This window comes from Kiritimatiellia bacterium (assembly GCA_025054615.1).
GTDB lineage: Bacteria > Verrucomicrobiota > Kiritimatiellia > CAIVKH01 > CAIVKH01 > JANWZO01.
On the sequence record JANWZO010000009.1, the window covers coordinates 1 to 23241 of the forward strand.

14 protein-coding genes are annotated in these 23241 nt (G+C 60.3%); 13 read left to right on the forward strand and 1 reads right to left on the reverse strand.

Features of this window, described 5'->3' with window-relative positions:
* From NZ740_05565 to NZ740_05605, 9 genes are all read left to right on the forward strand, one after another.
* A partial coding sequence (locus NZ740_05565) for a hypothetical protein (GenBank protein ID MCS6771477.1) occupies positions 1 to 241 on the forward strand: 241 nt, incomplete at its 5' end.
* A 37-nt stretch (positions 242 to 278) separates the two neighbouring features.
* Complete coding sequence (locus NZ740_05570; GenBank protein ID MCS6771478.1) at positions 279 to 1007, forward strand: MotA/TolQ/ExbB proton channel family protein; 729 nt, start codon at positions 279 to 281, stop codon at positions 1005 to 1007.
* Positions 1008 to 1014: 7 nt separating this feature from the next.
* On the forward strand, positions 1015 to 1434 hold the full coding sequence (locus NZ740_05575; GenBank protein MCS6771479.1) for a biopolymer transporter ExbD: 420 nt from the start codon (positions 1015 to 1017) through the stop codon (positions 1432 to 1434).
* 5 nt (positions 1435 to 1439) lie between these two features.
* A complete protein-coding gene (locus NZ740_05580; GenBank protein ID MCS6771480.1) occupies positions 1440 to 2189 on the forward strand; it encodes a TonB C-terminal domain-containing protein in 750 nt (249 codons plus the stop codon).
* Positions 2190 to 2328: 139 nt separating this feature from the next.
* On the forward strand, positions 2329 to 3570 hold the full coding sequence (locus NZ740_05585) for a hypothetical protein (GenBank protein ID MCS6771481.1): 1242 nt from the start codon (positions 2329 to 2331) through the stop codon (positions 3568 to 3570).
* A gap of 46 nt (positions 3571 to 3616) precedes the next feature.
* Complete coding sequence (gene pal / locus NZ740_05590) at positions 3617 to 4138, forward strand: peptidoglycan-associated lipoprotein Pal (GenBank protein ID MCS6771482.1); 522 nt, start codon at positions 3617 to 3619, stop codon at positions 4136 to 4138.
* 146 nt (positions 4139 to 4284) lie between these two features.
* On the forward strand, positions 4285 to 4578 hold the full coding sequence (locus tag NZ740_05595; GenBank protein ID MCS6771483.1) for a twin-arginine translocase TatA/TatE family subunit: 294 nt from the start codon (positions 4285 to 4287) through the stop codon (positions 4576 to 4578).
* Entirely contained in the window at positions 4559 to 5326 is a 768-nt protein-coding gene (gene tatC / locus NZ740_05600) for a twin-arginine translocase subunit TatC (GenBank protein ID MCS6771484.1), read from the forward strand. The genes NZ740_05595 and tatC overlap by 20 nt, the downstream gene beginning before the upstream one ends.
* 40 nt (positions 5327 to 5366) lie before the next feature.
* Positions 5367 to 7376: a hypothetical protein gene (locus NZ740_05605; protein MCS6771485.1), complete on the forward strand. Its 2010-nt coding sequence runs from the start codon at positions 5367 to 5369 to the stop codon at positions 7374 to 7376.
* Positions 7377 to 7427: 51 nt separating this feature from the next.
* Here the strand turns inward: NZ740_05605 and NZ740_05610 are convergent, their stop codons facing one another.
* Positions 7428 to 7865 carry a DUF2784 domain-containing protein gene (locus NZ740_05610; GenBank protein ID MCS6771486.1) on the reverse strand — a complete coding sequence of 146 codons (438 nt, stop codon included), beginning with the start codon at positions 7863 to 7865 and terminating at the stop codon, positions 7428 to 7430.
* A gap of 16 nt (positions 7866 to 7881) precedes the next feature.
* Between NZ740_05610 and NZ740_05615 the strand changes: the two genes are divergently transcribed.
* From NZ740_05615 to NZ740_05630, 4 genes are all read left to right on the forward strand, one after another.
* On the forward strand, positions 7882 to 8274 hold the full coding sequence (locus tag NZ740_05615; GenBank protein ID MCS6771487.1) for a DUF2237 domain-containing protein: 393 nt from the start codon (positions 7882 to 7884) through the stop codon (positions 8272 to 8274).
* 47 nt (positions 8275 to 8321) lie between these two features.
* Positions 8322 to 10514: a thrombospondin type 3 repeat-containing protein gene (locus tag NZ740_05620; GenBank protein MCS6771488.1), complete on the forward strand. Its 2193-nt coding sequence runs from the start codon at positions 8322 to 8324 to the stop codon at positions 10512 to 10514.
* 117 nt (positions 10515 to 10631) lie between these two features.
* Positions 10632 to 11045 carry a hypothetical protein gene (locus NZ740_05625; GenBank protein MCS6771489.1) on the forward strand — a complete coding sequence of 138 codons (414 nt, stop codon included), beginning with the start codon at positions 10632 to 10634 and terminating at the stop codon, positions 11043 to 11045.
* A gap of 64 nt (positions 11046 to 11109) precedes the next feature.
* Positions 11110 to 23241, forward strand: coding sequence for a S8 family serine peptidase (locus tag NZ740_05630; protein MCS6771490.1), 12132 nt, complete (start codon positions 11110 to 11112; stop codon positions 23239 to 23241).

Here is a 23241-nt window from a genome sequence, read left to right on the forward strand (position 1 = left end):
ATGGAGGGCCCGCTTCCACGCGGGCCTGTATGGGACAGGGTGGAACCTGTCCCTCCAGTTGCGGACGCCGTGGAAGGCGGCCCTCCAATGGTCGGGGTGGAACCTGCACCTCAAGATGCGTATGACGTGTGAGCGTTATTCCACGGTTGGGATGGAATCCGCCCGTCCGGAAAAGGAAGATTGGTCAAGAGGTCTGACAGATGAGTCGCGAGGCGTTGACCGGCTCCGGTGCGTCGCGTAACGTCGCGGTCCATCAGGAATCATGAGGACCGATCTATATGCTGCCGCTACCGCTGTTGCCGCTGGCTGATTTCATCTACGCGTTCCGGGAGAGCAATTTTCTTTCCGGCAAATTAATCATCATCATCCTGATGATTTTTTCCATCATCGCATGGACGGTGATGGTCTCGAAGATGATGGAGCTCCGCCGCGCGCGAACGGAGGCGCGCCGCTTCCTGGAGTTGTACCGACGGGAACAACATCCGCTCGGCCTGTTTATCCGTCGGCAACGCTTGCCGTACTCGCCGCCGGCGAAGGTCTATGAGAGCGCCTGTATGGCGCTTGGCCTTGAGTTCGAGAGCCGGGGTAGCGCAAACGATTTGTTCTCGCGCAGCGATTCGCGAATTGTCCTCACGCCTCTTCAACTGGAGACCATCCGGAACGCCGCGGCCCGGCAGTGCAACGACCAGGTCCTCGAGCTCGAATCGCGAATGGGATTCCTATCGATCGCCGTTAGCGCCAGCCCGCTGCTGGGCCTGTTGGGAACTGTCTGGGGAGTGCTCGACTCCTTTTCGCAAATGGCGCTGCAGGGTTCCGCCAACTTGTCGGCCGTCGCCCCGGGGATCGCCAGCGCCCTGCTGACGACCGTGGTGGGCCTGCTCGTCGCGATTCCCTCATCGATCGGATACAACGCGCTTGCGGGGATCATCCGCGAAATGACCGTCCAGATGGACAATTTCGCCGACGAGTTCACCTCCGAACTGCAGCGAACGTACGTCCGAGACTGAGTCGACAATGGCCCGGCGATCTTCCATCCGGCCGCTCCGGGAGATCAGCGAAATCAACATGACCCCGCTGATCGACCTGACGTTTTTGCTTCTGATCACCTTTATCATCACGATGCCGCTGCTCGAGCAGGGGATTCCGGTGAACCTGCCGAAGGGCCGCGCGCAGGACATGGACACGCCCGTTTCGCGCACGATCACGCTCGACGCGGAGGGCCGGATCTATCTGGAAAAAGTTTCGGTCACCCTGTCGCAGCTCGGGGAGCAGATGAAGGCGCTCGCCCAGGCGGAGCCCAGCCTGACGGTGATGGTCCGCGCCGATGAGCGGCTCCAGTACGGAAAAGTGGTCGAGGTCATGCGCGCACTGTACGAGGCGAATGTGACGCGCCTCGGATTGGTGACCACGCCGGACGCGCCGGCCCGGAGATAGACGAGATGCCGTGGGCCCCGCTCGCGCCGCGCCCGGCCGAATCCGCAGAAGCGTCTCGCTTCAGGCGGGCGTTTCTGATTTCGACGGCCGGGCATCTCTTGTTCCTGCTGATCGTCGTCGTTGCGCCGTTTATCGTCCGCTGGGTCACCCGGCCGCCGAAACGTGAAATAGTTACCTTCGTGGAGCTGGTGCCGCCTCCGCCGCCCGCGCCACCGGTCACTCGCCCCGAGCCGCCCAAGCCGCAGCCGCCCAGCCCGAAGAAGGAGGAACCGAAACCTTCGCCAATCCCCGAAAAACCGCCAGAGAAGCCTAGGCCGGAGAAACCGAAAATTCAGGTTAGCACCAACCGGATCGTGCGGCCCGCCGAGCCGCGGCCGCCCCGTCCGCAGCAGCCGGCCCTGACCCCTGAGCAGATCCGAAAGCTGCTCGAGGCAAATATCCGTTTCAACCCCGCGAGCCCGCCGGCCGCGACGATCGACGATCTTTCGCTCTACTATGCAATCGTTCGCGACGCGATGTATGCCGCCTGGATTCAACCGAGCGCCGTGGCCCGCGGCCTCCGCGCGGAGGCGTCGATCCGCGTCTTGCGGAATGGCGCGGTGACCCAGCGGCGGCTCACGCGGCCGTCCGGCAACCGGCTGATGGACGATTCCGTGATGCAGGCGCTGAACAGCGTGTCGATGTTGCGCCCGCTGCCGCCCGAGATCCGCGAGCCGCACCTGGATATCACCATCGAGTTTGTGGTCGGCGAATGATCGGATGCGATCAGCGTTGACCGCCGCCGGATTCTGACCCAACCTGCTGCATCGGTCGGTCGCTCGGGTTCTTGCACGCCCGCGTGCCGGCCGGAAATTTTCCATTGAATGGAAATTTTTGGGAAGGATTTTCCATAGCATGGAAATTTTTTGCGGCATTTTTACAGAGCATGGAATTTTTCGCTCCGCGCGCGGCGCGCTCTGCTTGGCGCTGCTGGCGGCCGGGTGCCTGACCGAATCGTCCTGGGCGCAGGTGAGGGTGGTCAAGGGGGCGGGGCAAAAGACATCGATCGACTGGTCCGCGTACCAGGCGCTGGATGCGGACGGCCAATTGTTCCTGAAGGTCCTGACGGATGACTTGATCCGATCGGGCTGGTTTGCGCGCGCGCCCGCGGGTTCGGGGGAGCTTGCGCTGACGGGAGAGGCGGGGGGCCGTAGCGTCCAGGCGGTCGTTTTCAACCGCGGAACGCGCCAGCAGGTCTACGGCAAGCGGTTTCCAATGGAGCCGAATCAGGTACGGCGGCTTGCGCACGTCGTGGCGGATGAGATCGTGCTGGCGGTGACCGGCCGCCGCGGAATGGCATCCGGCCGGATCGCGTTGGTGGGGAACCGGACCGGCCGCAAGGAGCTCTACCTGATGGATGCGGATGGGCAGAACCTGGTTCAGTTGACGCGTGACCAATCGATCAACATCGCGCCGAACTGGGGACCCGGGGGGCGCAAGCTCGTCTACACGTCGTATTTGAAAGGGTTTCCGGACATTTATCTGATCGAGCTGGCGACGGGGGCGCGTCGGCGCATTTCACACTACTCCGGGCTGAACACGGGTGGCGCGATTTCGCCGGATGGGCGGCAGATCGCGATGATTCTCTCGAAGGATGGCAATCCGGAGCTCTACATCCGCGATTTGGAGGGGGGCAAACCGATCCGTCTGACCCAGACGCTGCGCGCGGCGGAGGCGAGCCCGTCTTGGTCGCCCGATGGGCGGGAAATTGTTTACGTTTCGGATCAGGCCGGGTCGCCACAGTTGTATATCATCGGCCGCGACGGCGGGCCGCCCCGTAGATTGACTGCGCGCGGATCGCAGAATGTCGCGCCGGACTGGGGGTCGAACAACCTGATTGCGTACGCGAGCCTGTTTGGCGGGCGGTGGAGCGTGTGCGTGATTGATCCTCGCAGCGGCGAGGTGCGTCAGATTACGGGCGGCGAGGCGGATTATGAGGATCCGAGTTGGGCGCCGAACCAGCGGCATCTCGCCGCGGCGCGGTCGATTCGATATGAATCGAAGGTGGTATTGCTTGACACCATGGGCGATCCGCCATTAGTTCTCACGGACTATCCCGGTGACTGGTCCTCACCCGTGTGGGCGCCGGGCCAGTGAGTGCGGGACGCGTGGTAACGAATTGAAACGTTTGCGGAGGAACAGAGTGAAAACGTGGTTGAAGGTGGGAATGTTGCTGACCCTGGCCGCGGCCGTGTCGCTGACCGGCTGCAAGAAGAAGCCGAAGGCCGGAGCTGGTGCGGCGGGCGGCATTGATGATGTCGGCGGCGTGATCGGGTCCGACGTGAGCGGGGAAGGGCTCGGGCTTCGGCCGGAGGGCTTGGCGGAAATTGCGAGCCAGTTTGGGGTTGTGTATTTCGATTTCGACAGCGCACAGATCAATCCCAGCGAGCGCGGAAAGATTGAGGCGGTCGCGGATTATTTGCGGCGTAATCCGTCGGTGGGCGTCATTGTCGAGGGGCATTGCGACGAGCGCGGGAGCAACGAATACAACCTGGCGCTCGGAGAGCGCCGCGCGATGGCGGTCCGGGCTTATTTGGTGAGCCTGGGCATCGATGCCGCGCGGATTCAGACGAAGAGTTATGGAGAGGAACGGCCGGTGGCACTCGGCCATGACGAAGCGTCTTGGGCGCAGAACCGGCGGGCTGAGTTCAAGCTGTTCCAGTAGCCGACGGTTTTCCGGCCTACATCGATCAATGTGCAGGAACGCCGCGGGCGCGAGCCGGCGGCGTTCTGCGTTTGGCGTTCGGTGGGACGATGGTGAGGCTAAACGGGCCGTGACGCCCATTGCGGCGACCATCGGATCGTGCTCACATGGAGTGCATGGTGGCATATGCGTTCTTCGGCGGATCGGCGGGCGGCGGTGAAGTTCTGCTGATCCTTGTCGTCGCGCTGATCCTGTTTGGGTCCAAAAACCTGCCCGAGATCGCGCGGACGATCGGGCGAACCCTTGAGCAGATTCGGCGCACGGCCAACGAGGTGCGCGACGAGGTGATGAAGGCCGGCTTGGACGAGCCGCCGGCCGGAACGGGTCCAGAAGACCGACCGAGGTCGCTCCCTCAGCCGAGGCCACCTGCGGAGGATGGCGATGAGCGGGTCCCCCGCTGACCCAGGCGACGAGCGCAAGCCGTTTCTGGAACACCTCGAGGATCTGCGAGTGGTCCTCATTCGCTGCGCGTTGGCGATTGCGGGTGGGATGGCTATCGCGCTCATTTACACGCCTTCGATCCTCGCGATCCTGAAACGGCCCTTGGAAGGGCTTGTTGAAAACCCGGATGTGTTTCTGCGCTCGATTGAAGTCGCGGGCGCGTTCACGGCGACGTTGAGGATCGCATTTTGGAGCGGGCTGGTTCTGGCGTCGCCCGTCCTGGTTTTGATCGTGGGCGCATATCTTGTCCCCGCTCTCACGCCAGCGGAGCGGCGCGCCCTCGGCGGGGTGGGGATTTTGAGCGTGCTGCTATTCGTCGCGGGGGTTGGGATGGGGTATGCCTTCACACTTCCGTTCGCGTTGCGCGCGATGTTCGGGCTCCACGGCTGGCTCGGGATCGCGGCGGAGTGGACCCTCACGAGTTATGTGACCTTTGCCACGCAACTCCTCATCGCGTTTGGGTTGGCCTTTGAGTTGCCGGTCGTGTTGCTGGTGCTGGGCCGTCTGGGGTTGATCAGCTCGTCGACCTTGCGGCGATTTCGCCGCCATGCGATCGTGGCGATCCTAACGATTGCGATGATCTTGACGCCGCCGGATATCTTTTCGCAGATCCTGATGGGCGTGCCGCTGATCCTGCTCTATGAAGTGTGCATATGGGTGATTTGGGGGTGGGAACGGGCGGGGCGCCGCGGCGAGCGCGCCGGCTGACGAACCCGACTCGACCTGCGCCTGGCCGGGACCTTCCGCGATGATTGTCGAGATTTCGCCAACCGATTTCGATGCCGAGTCTTTGATTCGGCAGGTGGACGATTTTTTCCGGCCAGGCGGGCGTTTGCAGAAGGCCTGCGAGGTGGACGGTTTCCCGTATGAACCTCGGCCCCAGCAGCGTCAAATGGCGCTGAGGGTTGCCGAGGCTTTGGCCTATGGACGGCATCTTGCGGTCGAAGCGGGGACGGGCGTCGGCAAGAGTTTCGCTTATCTGGTGCCGGTGGTGCTTGCGGCCAAGTTGAGCAACCGGCAGGCGGCTGTTTCGACCTATACGATCAGCCTGCAGGAACAACTGATCTACAAGGATATTCCGTTTCTTCAGGCCCACCTCGGCGTGGACTTTCGGGCTGCCTTGGTGAAGGGGCGCGGGAATTACCTGTGCCTCCGGCGGTTGGCGCGCGCGGAACGGATGAGGCGACAGTTGTTTTCAGCGGACGTCGAGCCGGAGCTGCACCGCATCCGAGAATGGAGCCGCCGCACGCCGGACGGCTCGCTGCAGGATTTTGCGGAGCCGCCGCCCCCGGATGTCTGGGAGGCGGTCAATGTGGAGCCGGGCAACTGTCTGGGGCACAAGTGTCCAGAGTATGCGCCTTGTTTTCTCTTCAAGGCGCGACGGGAGATGCGTTCGGCGGACCTGTTGGTGCTAAATCACCATCTGTTGTTTTCGGACCTTGCGCTTCAGGGACGCAGGGGCGGTTTCCTTCCCGATTTCCTGGCGATCGTCATCGATGAGGCTCACATGGTTGAGAACGTGGCGTCGGATCACCTCGGCGTTCGTCTCTCACGCTATCAGTTTGACTATTGGCTTCGCCGTTTGTTTGTGCCGGACACGGGGAAAGGCCTGCTCGGGATTCTAAAGGACAGCGCGGCGGCGCAGTTGGTGGTCCGGCTGGGCGAAGACGTGAACCGGTTCTTCGCATGGGTGAAGGAGTGGGCGGGTTTGGGTCCGGATCGGAAACAGCGCGTCGTCCACGAACCGTTGCCCGTGGAGGTAGCCTTACTGGAGAAGATGAAAGCGCTCTCGGCCCGGTTGCGCGTGTTGCGCGACGGGCTTGAGGATCTCGACCTCCGGGCGGAATTGGCGGCTGCCCGGCGGCGCGGCGACGAGCTGGCGGCGTCGCTCGAAGCATTTCTGACGCAGAGTCTGCCTGACAGCGTATATTGGATTGAGTTGGAAGGTGCGCGCCGTCCCCAGCCGGTATTTTACTCGGCCCCGATCGAGGTGGGGCCTATTTTGCGACAACTGCTATTCAGCGCCCACCGCAGCGTCGTCCTGACCAGCGCCACGCTGGCGGTACATGGGAATCTAGACTATTTCATCCAACGGGTGGGCGCCGACGGGTGCGACGCAGAACAAATCGGGTCTCCATTTGATTACGAACGGCAGATGAGGGTCTGGATTCCCTCCCAGATGCCGGATCCCAGCGAGGCGGACAAATATCTTGAGGCGGTGACCCGGGCGGTTCGCCGATGTGTGCACGAGACGAGGGGGCGCGCCTTCGTTTTGTTTACGGCCGAGCGAATGATGCGGGCCGTCGCCGATCGGCTTCGAAGCGACTTCGAGGCGGCCGGCTATGAATTGCTGGTGCAGGGCGAGGGGTTGTCGCGCCGTCACATGATTGAGCGGTTTCGGAACAGTCATGCGGGCGTTCTCTTCGGGCTCGACAGCTTTTGGATGGGTGTAGATGTCCGCGGGGAAGCCCTCAGCAATGTCATCATTACAAAACTGCCATTTGCGGTTCCCGAGGAGCCTCTGGCGAAGGCGCGCATGGAGCGGATCCAGGAGCGGGGCGGCGATCCATTCAGAGAGTACAGTCTGCCCGAGGCGATTTTGAAATTCCGTCAGGGGGTGGGGCGGTTGATTCGTTCACAGACGGATCAGGGGATCGTGGTGATTCTGGACCCGCGGGTCAAGACGAAGGGGTACGGTCGCTGGTTTCTAAACGCGATTCCGGAGTGCCCGATCGAGATCCGGCCTTTGGCCGACTAAAAACGCGCCATCCTCTCCGCCAATCAGCGGTGAGGGCCAATGTGTCCCGAGTTACTTTGCCAATTGAGAGGATTCCGAAATCTGGTCTTTTCGTCCTTTGAAGGGGCGGGGAGGAACGGCAAACCACAACCCAACAATCAGCGCGGCCGTTATCGCATAGGCCACGACGAACCAGCTTTGAGGTAGGTCATGGTAGAGAAGGCGTTCCGTCCAATAGGGGATGAAGGCTTTTGGGGCGCCTGGCTCCACCTGGCCCGCGCGAACGCGAAGCTCGTGTTCCCACACGGTAAGGGGGCAGAGTCGTCCCAGTAACGCCTGCAGCAGCACAATGCCCATCAACCCCGCGTGGATGGAGCGGAACCACGGATTTCGAATCCAGCGCCATCGGCGGAACGCGCCGAGGGCGACCACGCCAATCCCGCCGAGGATGAAGAGTGGAATCATCGCGTGGAGCACCAGCAAGATATCCGCTGACAGCTCATCGCTCACGGGGTAACCTTTGCGCGTGCCCGAGTCGCGTCACCAGAAAAATGTGCTGGGGTCAGAGCTGAAGCCCTGCTGCTTCAATCCGCTGACCGGTTTTTTTCGAGACGGATTCTGCCGCACCTGCGAAGAGGACGTCGGTCTGCACGCCGTCTGCGCGAAAATGACAGCCGAATTCCTCGCATTCTCGAAATCGGTGGGGAATGACCTAAGCACGCCGCGTCCTGAATGGCGATTTCCAGGGCTGAAGCCGGGAGACCGGTGGTGCGTTTGCGCGGCGCGATGGAAGGAGGCGTGGGAGGCGGGAGTGGCCCCGCCGGTCATTCTCGAGGCGACAGCGATCGATGCGCTCAAGGTTATACCCCGATCGGTTTTGGAAGAGCACGCCGAGATGGGTGACGGCGGGGATTCATGAGGAGCTCCTGCGTAACCCGGATTCGTTGCAAAAACAGCCGAAGCGCCGTGTTAGCAGCTTTGGCGGTTGCCTCGCTGTTTGGGGCGTCGGTCTACGCGCAAGTTTTTACGAACATTGCCGTCTATCCGCATAATTTTGAGGTGCTCTCTCTGGACTGGTCGCCTACCAACAACCTGTTGGCCGTCGGATCCGCATCAGGTGTTACGCATCCTGAATTAAGAATTCTTCATTTTCAAACACCAACCAACCTTTCGCTCGCTGCCGCGATGCGGATCGGATCGCCCGTCTTGTCGGTTCGGTTTCACCCTTCGTCCAACCTTCTGGCGGCTGGCACCGGTTTCAACACGGCGACGGGCGAAGTTCGGTTCTTGCTCGTACACTCGACGAATGGGACGATCATTCAGTCGAATCGCGCCATCGAGGTTGGCGCGCACGTCAAAGGCGTAGACTGGCGGGTGCTGGGTTTATCAAACTATGTGGCGGTGGCGGTGAGCAACCACCCCTCGTTCGATGCGGCCGTCTATTCCTACGCGGTTTTGACGCCGACCCAGGTGCTGCAGGCATCTCTGAATTTTCCGCTGTTGGCCGACTCACCGATGCCGGATGCTCTGCAATGGCGGCCTGGCGGCACTCAGATGCTGGTGGGGGCCTACAGCACGGGCCTGAATCAGCTCATGAACCTGGGGTTTTCGGGAGGCGCGATGGGTTTGAACGCGTCCGCCGGCTTCCCCTTGCAGACACTCCGCGCCATTCGGTGGAATCCCGGCGGATCGTTTTTTGCGGTTGGGACGCATAATTTTGCCGGCTTGACGAACCTGATGATCTACACAGCGACGGTCTCAGGCGCCATGGCGCCCATCGCGGCCGTGTCCGATGAGACCAACGAGGTCACCGCGCTGGATTGGTCGCCAAACGGCGAATTCCTCGCGTATGCCCGGCTGGGAGCTTCGAACAATATTTGTGTGCTGAAATATGCGGCGGCATCGAACCATATATCGCTCGTGGGGGAGATCACCCACCCGATGCCCTACACCCGCATCAACGCGCTTCGGTGGTCGCGGGACGGTCGATTCCTCGCCGTCGGCGATAACAACCCGTGGGTGACCATTTACAGGTTTCGCCAGGCGGATCTTGCGGTGATTAAAACCGGTTTCCCGGTGACCGTGTCGCCGGGTTCGAACTTGACGTTTTGGATACGCGCCACGAACAGCGGGCCGGACGCCGCGACCTCGGTGCGGATGGTCGATTTACTCCCCTCCAATGTCACATTTGTCGCCGCCAATTCAGATGTATTTAGCTGTTCGGCCAGCGGGTTGACCGTGGTTTGCATGGCGTCGAATCTAGCGGCGAATACCAGCGCGTGGGTCTCCATTCAGGTTCAGGCCCACAGTTCCCTCCCCGCCGCGATCACCAATCGCGTTGAAATCTCGTCTGAAACGCCGGATCCCAACCTGTCAAACAATGTGTCGGTTCTGGTCCGTTTGCGCGATGGCGACGGAGATGGAGTGGCCGATGCGGCGGACAACTGTCCCTTCCAATATAATCCATCCCAGACCGACAGCGATTTGGACGGGCGCGGCAACGAGTGCGACAATTGTCCGTTTCACGCCAATCCTCTGCAACAGGACTCGGATGCCGACGGCTGGGGCGATCCTTGCGACCTCTGCCCCGCATTCACGAACATCACGAACTTCGACGTGGATAGCGACGGCTTCGGGGATGAGTGTGACAATTGTCCGACGAACTACAACCCGTCTCAGGTCGACTCCGATGCGGATGGTTACGCGGATGCGTGCGATAGTTGTCCCGGCGTGGCCAACTGGTTCATGGACCATGACGGCGACGGCATCGACAGCGCATGCGACCCGGATCTTGACGGAGACGGTATGCCCAACGATTGGGAGACGGCATTTGGTTTCGACGTATTCGGCTCCTACGATGGCGTGTTGGATTCGGACGGCGACGGTTTCCTGAATTGGGAGGAATATGTTTTCGGTACTCACCCGCTTAACGCGTCGTCGATGTTCCAATTCACTTTGGGATCTGGGCCGCCCCCCACGCCCATGTTTTCGTCGTCTACGGGCCGCTGGTACGACGTTTGGGTCGCTTCCAACCTGTCGCCGGGGACCCTCTGGATCCCTTGGGTAACGAATTTACCGGGGAACGGCGTCTGGATGGCGATAACCGACATGCACACGGCGACGCAGCGTTTTTATCGTGTTCAGGTGCGGGCGCCGTGAATGGCTCCGTGTAATGCGGCGCGTCGCTTAAAATGGTCTGAATTTCTGAATTGCGTCAGGGTAGTTATTCCGCCTATACAAATGGACCGTCAGCATCCGAGCATGATGAGACCTGCGATGTGTTTCTTTAGGGTGTTGCTACCCTTGCTCTTCTGCGTTGTGCCGCTTACCGCTCTTTCCGAGGATGCTGGGGCGTCAATTGCGACGGAGCAGCTCCGTCAGGAACTCGAGCAAATCCGGTCCGAAATCGAGGCCACCGAGAGGGGAATGAATCAGAAGATGGCGGAGATTCGCGAACGGCGCCATCAGATCGAATTTGGCGATCCGGAGATCGCTGCGCTGCGGCAGGAACTGGTTGAGCTTGAGCGCCAGGTTCTCCGGAAACGGGAGGAACTCGAGGCGCGTATCGCGGCGAACAAGGCGCTTAAAGCCTTGGAGGATGAGCGCCGCGCGGTATTCCAAAAATTGAAGGAATTGCGGGAGACAGAGGCGGCCATACGCCGTGAACTGGCGGCCCGCGAGAACAGTTGACCAGAATCAGTCCGGCGCGCCGGCGGCTTCGGCCTCCGCGTCCGGAAAAATCGGAGAGGTGACTGTGAGAACAACGCGAATGATCGGGGTGCTGATCGCTGTTGCGGCTCTGGCATTCCTGTGGGCGTCACGGACAGTCGGCGGCGGCAACGCGGAGGGGACTTCGACGTTTGAACTGAATCGTGAGGGCGACCGGTACACGCTCAAGGCGAAGAATGCAAAGCTCGCGGACATTCTTTCGGAACTTCGCAACCTGGCCGGATTGAAGCTGGATGCCGATCCTGCGCTCGATGCGAGAGTCACCGCGGACCTGAGCAATGCCACCCTCGAAGAGGTCTTGGCGGCGCTCGCCAAAAGCCGCGCACTGGTCTATGAGCGCACGCGCGACGACGATCTCAGGCTCATTCACGCCCGGTTGACATCCGAGCAGCCGGTCGATCCATCGGACTCATCGGAGGGTGTTGAAGCGGATCCCGCGCCAGCGCCCCGTGAGGTGCCTGTTCCGAGGGGAATTTTGACAAATTCCCGCCGCAGCTTGACAGAGTTGCGAAGGGACGATGCCCAGGCCCTGTTATTTTCCGGCGCGATTCTCGATACCCGCGCCGTGGTCGAAGAAGGCCGGCTGCTGGAGATTCCGGACCGATTCCGGGCTTCGGCTGATTCATCGGTTCGCATCGTTCAATTCAACCGGCCTGTTTCGTCAGCCGATGTGGAGGCGATCGAGGCTCTGGGCGGGAAGATACACCACTACGTGCCGCATCGAGCTTATGCTGTAAAGGCGACGCCGGAGCAGTGGGCGGAGATTCAGAATTTGCCGGGGATTTATGTGATCGAACCCTATCACCCCTATTTCAAAATGAGCGAGGCGGTGCGCGAAAAACTTCTCGCCTCGCCCGAATCCCTCGCCGACGACGAGCCGGCGCCGTTCAGCGTACTCTCCTTCGCGGGGGCTGATGTGCGGCCGGCCCTCCAAGCGGCTGGCGTCGAGGTCCTCCGCGAGGCGACCGACGGGCAACGCTCGCTGGTGACCGTGCGGGCGAAGGCGGGCCAAGTGATGGGATTGCTTCACTCCGAAGCGGTCCAATGGGTGGAGCCTTTTGTCCCCGCGAAAGCCATGAATGACCTCGGGCGGGAGCGGCTGAGGGTCCCCAGCCTTAGAAATATGTTCCCCGGTCTCACCGGCGAGGGGGTGATTATTGCTGTCACCGATACGGGGATTGATTTCAAACATCAGACCTTTAGCGCCGTGCAGGGTCTGCCGACGTCCACCAATATTAATACGCGAATCGTGTACTATGACCATCGACCGGGCCCCAACACGGAAGGATTACCAGGGGATGTGGATGGTCACGGAACACATGTTGCGGCTACCCTCGCTGGCAATGGAGCGCTTTCACAGACGGCGAACTCGGTGCCGGGTTCCGCCGGTCCGCCCTTTGGAACCAATCAGTTTGCCGGTGTGGCGCCCCGCGCGAGACTGGTGGTCCTGGAGGATTACAACAGTATCTCGGATAACGAGCAGGCGCGAATCGCGCACCAGCAAGGGGCCCGAATATCAAACAATAGCTGGGGCGTTCCCTCTTTGACGGATTACAGCGCCCTGAGCGCGATTTGGGACGCCCTGGTTCGGGATGCTGATCCGACAACGCCAGGAAATCAGGAGCTGATCACCTTCTTTGCCGCCGGCAACGATGGCGGCGGAAATTCCAATGGCACGGGCGGGGACGCGGGGACGATCCTTTCGCCGGGCAACGCCAAGAACGTGATCACGATGGGCGCGTTGGAGTTGCCAAGAAGGCCCAATAACATCATGGGCGTCAACCTGGAAGACGGCATCTATTTTTCAGAGCAGGAGGCAGATTCGGATTGGCAGGTTGCCTCCTACAGCTCCCGCGGTCCCGTATCGTCATCGGACCTCCGGGTCAAGCCGGATCTCGTGGCGCCCGGCTCCTACATCATTTCCGCCCAGTCCCATGAAACATCTCCGGACGAATACACCGCGGATTTCAGTCGCACGGATTATCGCTTCGGGAATGTGGACACCGGGACCAACTACGCCTTTATGAGCGGCACCTCGATGTCAACGCCGTTGGGCGCCGGCGCGGCCGCGTTGATCTACCAGCACTTGACGAACACGCTGGGTGCCGCGCCGAGTCCCGCACTGATGAAGGCCATTTTGGTCGCTGGCGCGCGCACGGTGAATAGTCTGCTCTATAATTTCCCGGCCTCGGACGATGATCTCGAAATCGTACACGATGGCTGGGGGTTGATCGATGTGGCGCGTTCGGTGCTGGGGCCGCGCATTCGTCCGGGCGACGGGGTGATCCTCTTTGATCAGTCGCAGACCACTCCGCTCCAAACCGACCAGTTGTGGTCATATCAGTTGACGCTCGGCGCGAATGATGGCGGCCTCAAAGTTGTCCTCGCGTACACCGATCGGCCCGGCACGCCCGGCGCCGGCATCCAGCTTGTCAATAACCTCGACCTGATCGTCTTCGCTCCCAACGGCTCGATTTATCGGGGCAATCAGTTCGCCGCCGACGGCGTCCATTCGAGGCGATTCACTTCCTCGAGCTCGGTCGAATACGACCAGTTCAATAACGTCGAAGTGGTGACCATCCCCGGTGGGGCGGGCACGTACACGATTCGCGTATATGGGCGCCAGGTTCCGCAGGGACCCCAGGATTTCGCGCTTGTGATCCAGCGCGGCATCGGCTTGCAAGGCCGGACGGCCGGCAGTTTCCCGGCTATCGCCCTCGACAGCAACGGGCTGCCCGTAATTGCCTATTCCCTCGACCCGATCGGCGGATCCACCAATGTGGCGAGGCAGATCCACGTCCGACGTTGGGTGGGACCCTTCGGAGATACGGCCGAACTCAATCAGTGGAAACGATTGGAGGATCAATGGTACGCCATTCGTGACTCGCTCGACGTCGGAGGAATCAGCAAGACCCTCGAAAATTCTGATTATCCGTCGATTGCCATACACGGCGATCGCATTTATGTCGCTTGGGAAGAGGGGACCCAGGGCAGTGGCGGCGCAATCACCAACCAGCGGATCTTCCTCCGGATGTTCAACGGAACCGATTGGGTCCAGGTCGGGAACTCCGCTGTCGGGTATGGCGTGAGCAAAAATACAAATGGCTACGATGCAACCCGACCGGCTGTCGCGGTAATGCCGGATGGTTCACCGGTGGTGGCGTGGTTGCAGGACGGAGCGGCGCCCAATCTGCGCCGCGTTTTCGTCGCCCGCTGGGACGGGACTAACTGGGTCGGATTTGGCGGCTCCCATACCAACGGAGTACCTTCGCCGGCGGCGACTCGACTTGCGGAAGAGTTGTCCCTCACCATCAATGGCGCCGGCAACCCGGTGGTCGCCTTCAAGGAAGTGACAAATCCGGATGGCGTTGTGGTGATGCAGTGGACGGGTTCCGCCTGGGGCAACATTAGCCCACCCGACTCCCCTCCATTCATCGAAAAACCCAGAATTGCAGCCGGTCCCGGCCCCAATAACCTCGCGCTGGCGTGGATTCAGACGTACGGAGCGTTTCCGGGTATCTATGAGTCCTTCCAAGTTTATGCCGCTCGCTATACGGGCACGTGGGTGGCGGTTGCCGGATCGCAAACGTTTCCAGGCGTAAGCGCGGCGACAAACCTCGCCGAGCGTCCCGTCGATCTGACGATTGGCGTCTCGTTCAACAATACGATCACGATCATGTGGCAGGGCGGCACCAACGCGGGCAGTCGAACCATTCTCGGCCGGCGCTGGATGTTTGGTGCGACCAACTGGTCGGATATCGCCGGATCCGCGCGAATGCCCGGTATCACCAAAACCTTCGAGACCTATTCCGCGCCTCGCATGGCGATCGACAGCTTCGGGCTGCCCATCGTGACATTTGTCAATACGCCTTCGTTCACCAACATTCAGGAGGTCCAAACCTACACGCTCATCGGTGACCGGGCCCCGCCGACCTTCGCGGGGCTGCAAACGGCGGTGGGGGGAACGAACAACAATGTTGTGTTGAACTGGCTGCCCGCCTCGGATGATACCTCGACCACGATCATTTATCGGATATTCCGCGGGACTCAGACGTTCGCGTGCGGTGTCACCCCAACGTGCGATATCGGGAACGTCTTCAGCAATCAGATAGCAACGGTCACCAACGTCACGACCTTTACGGTCACGGGTTTGACGGCAAATCTCGTGTACTGCTTCGGTGTCCGCGCGGTGGACCAGGGCGGCCTGATGGATTCGAACACCGTTGTGAGGTCAGCGGGTCCCGTATCCGGGACAGGCGACAACGACCTCGACTGCCTGCCCAACGGGCTCGAACTTGCCATCGGGACCGAGCCGTGCGTGCGGGATACCGACGGAGATGGCATGTGGGACGGGTGGGAGTGGACCTATTCAACGAACAACACCGCAAAGACCAACTCCATCTCCATTTCAAACACCAATGTGGTGTTCCTCAACCCGGTGGACAACGGTGTGGACAATGTCCGAACTGCCGCCTCCGGAGACGGGACTCCGCATAATCTGCCCGGCGCCGATCCCGACGGCGATGGAGCTTCAAATCTCGATGAATTCTTGTGGTGGCTCAACAGCGGGGCAAGTTGCGCGATTACCAACATCGCGGTTCCCGCCGGGCCGAATCCGACCGCCTTTGATACCGACAATGACGGCATGCCGGACGGATGGGAGATCGTTAACAACCTCAATCCGATCGTGAACGATGCCGCCCTCGACGTCGATGGAGACGGGGTCAACAACCTCAACGAATACCTGAATGGCGGGGATCCGCGGACGCCGGATACGGATGGCGACGGTGTTGGTGATGCGACGGAGCTGGTCAACGGGACAATCCTGAATCTGGCTGACAGCGATGCCGACGGACTGGACGACGGCTTCGAAGCCCAGATCGGCTCTAATCCGCGACGCGCGGATTCAAATAACAGTTTTCTGCCAGATGGCCTGGTCTTCGAGCTGGGTCAAAATCCGACGGGAACGGCGGTGAACTTCAAGATGCTGCTGCATGAAACCTTTGAATCCACCTCGCCGACCCTGAACGCCTGGACGAGCTACGCGCCCAATGTCGCTTTGCCGTTCAATTTCTGGCACCTCTCGTTCGTTGAGCCGCAGACGAACTTGGTCGGCGTGACCAATCCAATCGTCTACTTCGATTCCCATACGCGGACCGGCGCCTATCGTGCCGCCCGCGATACGACGCGGACAAATCTTAACGCCAACTACAGCGGATTTGGCAGTCTGGCGATGGCTTTGCAGGCGCCGACCCTGACGAACTCCGCGTCGGTATCGAACCTCTTCGTGTCTTGGCTGGAGTGGTACGAAACCGAGCCGAACGCCGACTTTTGCGTCCTCCAGGCGCGCAGCGTGAACAGTCCCAACTGGATTAATGTCAGCTCGACGGCATCCGGACGCAGCGGCGTAACCAATGTGAACGCAGAAGGTCAATCGGTCTGGGTCCGACGCACGGCCGATTTGAGCGCGTTTGCGGGTCATACGAACGTGCAAATTCGCTTCTTGTTCACCGCGAATGCGATCAACAACCAGTACAAGGGGTGGTTTGTTGACGACGTTCGGGTTTATGAAGCGGTCACGATCGCCGGATGGGTCCGAGACATCAACGGACGTGCGGTCGAGGGCGCTGTCGTTCGAGCGCTCGGCCGTGGCGGCGTGACAAATATCCTCGGCGGTCATGTCTTCGTGCGGCCTGGTCACATTTTCGGCGAGGCATATACGGAGGCGGACGGCAGCTACCGGATCACCGGCCTGCCCGCCGGCCAGTACTATGTCAAAGCCGAGGCGGCGAGCCACATTGCGGAATTTTATGACGGGCCGCTTTTCACGGGCGCTTACGCATTTGCTGCGGGATTCCGGCCGGGTGTTCCCAATCGGGAGCAGGTAACAACGAATGGGATTGTCAACCTGCCCGTGCCGGGTCAAACTGCTCGGGTCCACTTTGAACTGGAGCGCGGCAGCGGACACGGACGCCTAGGGGTTGCCGCGGCTAGCGCGCCTGTTGTTACGGTCAACGAGAGCCTCGCGCAGCGATGGAATGGTTCGGTCAGCACACCTGCATTTACAAATATGCTGGCGAGCTCAAACCTGGCTGCCCTAGCTTTCCACCTACCGGATTGGCTGACGAATGCTGTCGCGCCTCGATTCCTCTTTGACCTAGCGCCGGGCGACCACCGTATCTACATCGGAACCAACGTCGCCCGATTCCCGATCCCAAGTGTCCGCATTCGCGAGGGCGAAACGATCCGCGTGGAATTCCGCACGAATGCGGCGAATGCCCGGCTCTCGATCTCTGCGGCGGATGGGGGTTCGTACCTCATCCGACTGAACGGCCGCTTGCTGACCAATCTGACCCCCTCTTCGATTCCCGTGTTTGCCGGCCGCCATGATGTTTCGCTCGTGAGCACGATGAGCAGCCTGCGCGTGGGTACCAAATCCGTTACTGTAGCGCCGGCGACGATGGCGCATGTGATGTTCGCCACAAACGAAACCCAGGGATCTCCCGGGTTCGTTTGGGTGCGCGCGGTCGATATCAACGGCAATGCCGTCTCCGGACTTCAGATCCGCGTCAATGGGGTGCTGGTGGGGTCCAACGATGTTTCGGCGGGTCAAGTCCCGGCGACGCCGGCGCTTCTGACGAGCCTGCGGCCCGGAACGCACCTGATTTCGATTTCCGGAAACGGGTACAAGCATTCTGAGGTTCGGTCCGTCACCGTGCTGAGCGGCATCACGAATGTTCAGACGTTCATCGCGTATGAAGCGGATCGGGACTTTGACCGAGTAGGAGACGCGCTGGAAATTTCCGCCTACACCAACCTGTTCCTGTACCATCGCGCCAACGATCCGGATGGCGACGGGCTGAACAACCTCGGTGAATACGACCTCTTCCGTCTGTTCAATGTCCGGTCAAATCCGTTCTTGGCTGACACGGATGGCGACGGAATGGCCGATGGCGCCGAGCTAGCTTACAATGGCGTCGCAGGTTCACTGGCGCTGTCTGCGCTGGCGACGAATGCGATTCAGCATGCCTCCACTGTTCCCGTCCTGTTCGTGGGCCGCTATCTGGACGGGATCAACTATTTCGGGACCGGCACGGTCGCGGCGTCCATCAACGGAGACCGCTTTGTCGGAGCGGTCTTCCATCCTGTGCTGCCCGTTCCCACACCGGACCCGGCGATCATGCTGTTTACGAATGTTGCGTCGTTCCCATCAAACATTGCGGTCAACGCGGGCCACAACGCGGCAACGATCGTGTTTGCCGATGGTCGGCCCGATGTCGTGGATACCGACGCGGATGGCATGTGGGATGGATTCGAGGCGGCTTACGGATTGTCAACCATCGCCAAGCTCGATGTTATTGAACATGCTCGCGGGGTCGAAGACCCGGATGCAGACGGGTTGACCAATATCCGAGAATTTCTCGGCGTCAATAACCTGGCGGATGCCCTCGATTCGTCCAATCCGACCCTCGCGGATACAGACGGCGATTTCATCCCGGACGGCTGGGAATACACTTACGGGTTCAATCCGCTCGATCCGACGGACGCCTTTGAGGATCCGGATGGCGATGGACTCGTCAATCTGGGCGAATACCTATCCGGGGCGAACCCGACGCTTCGTGACACCGACGCCGACGGACTGCCGGACTTTGAGGAAGTGGTTGTCTATTTGAGCGATCCGCTTGACAACGACACTGATGGCGACGGACTCCTCGACGGACAAGAAGTGTGGGACAAGAACCTCGATGGCATTCAGGATGGCGGGTTCTTCCCGATGTGGGCTGGCGGGGATCTTGACGGCGACGGATTGATGGATGGTCCGACCGATTGGGATACCGATGGAGATGGGATGCCGGATGGCTTCGAAGTTCTCGACCGATACGGTAATCTACGGAATCCATCCCTCAACCCCTACGATCCGACCGATGGCGACGAAGACGCCGACGGGGACGGGTTGACGAACCTTCAAGAATATCTGATCCGCGACGCGCTATACGGAAACAATCCTATTGTTTTCGGTTTGCCGAATGTCATCTGGGATTACTCGACGGATCCCTTCGACGCGGACTCCGATAATGACGGCATGCCGGATGGATTCGAATCGCTGTACGGGCTTCACCCCGTCGATCCAATCCCCGTGCTCGGTGGAAGCAATACCCTGACCCGATACACCGAGTTGTGGACGTCCGGTGATCCGGATTTCGACGGACTGTGGAACTTGCGGGAGTATCGAATCCGATTCTATTTGCATCCGAATGCTTCGACATCCGCGGCGACATCCCTGAGCACGCACCCGTGGAATCCGGATACTGACGGAGATGGACTCGGCGATGGCGAGGAAGACCGCGCCTTCCGGAGCCACCCGATTCGTCAAGATGCCGACCAGGATCGGCTCACGGATGGCGTGTCCTTGCCGGAGAAATGGGGCGAGATTGAGTCGGTCATGCGAGAGAGCCAATATGCGCTAGTTATCACGACTATTACGTGGAACGCCGCATTCAACGCCGCTCAAATTTCGCACGCGGCCTTCTTTGGCTCGCCGTTCTCGAACATCATCGGGCAACTGGCCGTATTCTCCGATCCCCAAGAACTGATCGATGTATTCCCGTCGCTGGGCATCACGTCTTCGAACATCGCGATTGGTGGCGTCAATGAGGGTGTATCGCCCGGCAATTGGACCTGGATCAACGGGGAGCCATTCTACTTCTTCAATTCATCCTTTACGCACGGCTCGGCGGCCTCGTCGTTTGTGGCAGGCGTTGTGAACCACCTGACGCTGACCCCGACCGGGCTCTATCATGCGGTCACCAACGGCACGATCCTGGCGGGGTATGTCATTGAATGGGAAGACGTACCGGTAGTGACCAATCATTATGATTTCGCCCACAATGACCTGTGGCAGCTCATTTGGCCAGCCTTCCCGGATAACAACCTGCCGTATTGGCAACGCGTGGATATTAGCACAAACAGCCCGGTTCCCCAAGGCCGATGGGGCGCGGCGATGACCTACATTCCGGTCTTTGAGACCAAGCTTCCCAAGGACGACAACAACGGCACCATTCTCCTCGATAACCGTCAGCTCGTTGTCATCGGCGGCCGCGATGGTGTGAATCGTTTCAAGGATGTCTGGGAATTTATCATCCGATCGAACATGTGGGTCCGCAGCGCGGCGCCCCTGTACGGAGCGCCGCCCGGCTTCTTCCTGGGCTTGAGCGAATCGGCGGCCGTTCCGGTGTTCGGCTACAGGAATACGAAGGCTGGCGGATGCCCGTGCGATAATCAACCGTATGATTGCATTGGCGACGACTTTGGTGAGCCGAAGAATCGTCCATGGCAGGAAAGTCGCTCGTTTGATTGGACGTTCCTCTTCGGCGGATGGTCGGAGGCCTATACCTACTCGCTGGGCCACATCTTCTACAAGTCGACGGATGATCCGCGCCCGATCACCGACGTGGCCACGGCGTCGAAAGGCGCAACCGAATTTATCAACGAAAACACCAATCTGACTGCGGCCGCCCAGCAAAGCGGCAGCGTTGAAACCTTCCTGATTGGTGACAGCCCGACACTCCTTAATCTGGATGGGGGTGGCGGTCTGAATGACAATCCGACCGGGTACTCGGCCTTCCAGTTCGCCGATTTCGCGCTGACAAAGGCCTGCGAAAAGATCCTGTCGGCTGAATTGCTGATCGGCTTCCAAGGGCCGCCGACCGCGCCGATCAACGCGTCGCTGTATACGGAATTTACACTCGCGACGGGTGCTTCCGATGAGAATTATGCCTCGGATCTCAACACCACGGAGCCGAGCGTCCGAATCGGCAGCCCGGCCTATTTCAATTCACCGCCGTTGCCGATTGTGATTCCGGCTGGCCAGAATGTGGTAACAGTGGATGTCTCCTCGATCGTAATTGCCGCCCTGCAGCATGGGAATTGGGGTGCATCGAGACTTGGCTTTGTCATCAATGCCGTGGGCGCGACGAATTTTGGCGTTGTACGCAGGGACCGTACGCGGCTGCGCGTCTCCTATGTGCCATCGTACAAGAGCAGGCCCTTCTGGCAGAGTGCCAGCGCCCAGTCGACCTTCACCTCCCAGCAACTGACCGGTCGGAAATCCGCGGGTCTGGTTTATGACTACGACCACGACGTGCTGGTCGTGTTCGGCGGGATCGATGGAAATGACGTACTCGGCGACACGCATGTTGGGCAGATTGTCTTCAACAACGCGTTCTCCCCGATCCGTGTGGAGTGGACGCAGCGCGTCTTTGACGTCGCGCCGTCGCCGCGGTGGGGCCACAGCATGGTGTATGACGCCAAGAACAAGAGGGTGGTCCTGTTTGGCGGCTTTGATTCGAACCATCGGCCTTTGAATGATCTCTGGTTCTACAGCGTCCAGAGCAATATGTGGACGCCATTTACTACGTATCGGGACGACCAGATTCCGCAGCCTCGCGGCGGCGCCAGCATGATCTATTTCGGCGATTACGATTACAATCGAGGAATCAACAATTACTGCGTTAGCGGGAACAAACAGAAGATTGTGATGTTCGGCGGCACAGACGGGAAGACCTACTTCAACGACACCTGGGTGTTCGACGATGTGCAAGGGCGTTGGATTCTGGTCAGCCCGGTTGGTGAACAGTCGATTAGCCCGCCGCCGCGTGCGTTTGCATCGATGGTGTATGCTCAGAACGCCAGACTTGTGCCCGATCCGAACGGCAACTCCACCTTCCAGGTGAATAACAATCCTCCATGCGCGAGTCCGGTCGCGTTCTTGTTCGGCGGGCGCAGCGGTCTGCTTCCAACCGGACGCGATACGGACTTTGACATGGTAGAGGACGGGACTGAGCATGAACTGGGCGGCCCCACCGCAGGACGTGATCCACGCGTCAACGCTCTGATTGTTTCCGGCACTTCTGAAACCATTCCATATGCCTTCAAGCGAATCGGATCCGTTCCAGCCAACGGCAATCCGCTGTTCCGAGGTGTAATCGCCAACTTCGAATCCCTCAGGCATGACAAACCGGATGTGGAGCACGCGGCCGATTTCGACCTCCCGTATGAGGGACACCGCGACCAATGGACCCTGCAGGAATACTCGCCGTATATCCCCGCTGGCGTCGATGCCATCAGCCCGGAATACGTGACGTTGTGGTATCACCGACACGGCGTCGGCGATCCGTTTGACCCGCGCGACCGGTGGCAGCTTGGACGTCCTGACAACAGCGTAATAGGCTCGAATGGGGCGCCGCCGTATGCCTACAGCGGCCGTTGGGTGTACGGCACCGACCTCAAGAGCGGTTATCCGAATAATGCGTTGATGGAACTGTATTCGCCGCTGTTGAGCTTCAAGCTTCCGTCCAATGATTCGACCGATGTCAGTACCAACTCGTTCTTCTTGGTCTTCCATGAATGGCTCGACTTGGCGGACTCGAACGATGTGGTTCGGATCGATGCCGTTCGCCCCGAAACGCCGGCGGACATTCTCAATCGCGTGACGGGCGTGAATCGCCCCGTCAAGCCCGTGTTGCCGAATCGAAACAACCTTCACAATACGACAGGTGAGTGGCGCCGTGTCATCGTGCCGCTCGACATCCTGGCGAACGACACAAACGTGTTCCTGCGCTTCACGCTGCAAAGCGACGGCTACAATGCCCGCGGAGCGGGCGGCTGGTACATCGATGATGTGGCAATCATTCAGGCCTACGACATCAGCGGCGTTGTCAGTGGCCTCTCAGCCGGCACAACGATTTGTCTGATCGGCCAGAACTTCAATCAGCACAACCAGCAGTGCACGCAGATTCAGCCGAACGGCGGCTTCAACTTTGGACTGCTCCCACTGGGCAATTACCAGATCGTCACCCCAGCCGGGACCAATGGGCCGATTGTCCTCGCCGGGCCGGGCGTCTCGACGAATTTCACCGTTTCGTCTTCATTCTCGGAGCCCTTGTTCACCAGCATTGGATTCAGCTCGCCTTTGGTGATTCGGTGGACGGCGACCAATGGCGCGGCGTACAAGTTGGATGCCACGACCAATTTGCTCACGGGGCCGTGGGTGCATTTGTACTCCGTCACCAGCGGCGTTAACACGACGCTCTCGTACACGGACAACGTGCCGATGCAATGGAGATTCTACCGGGTGTCCATCACGAACTCGCCCTAG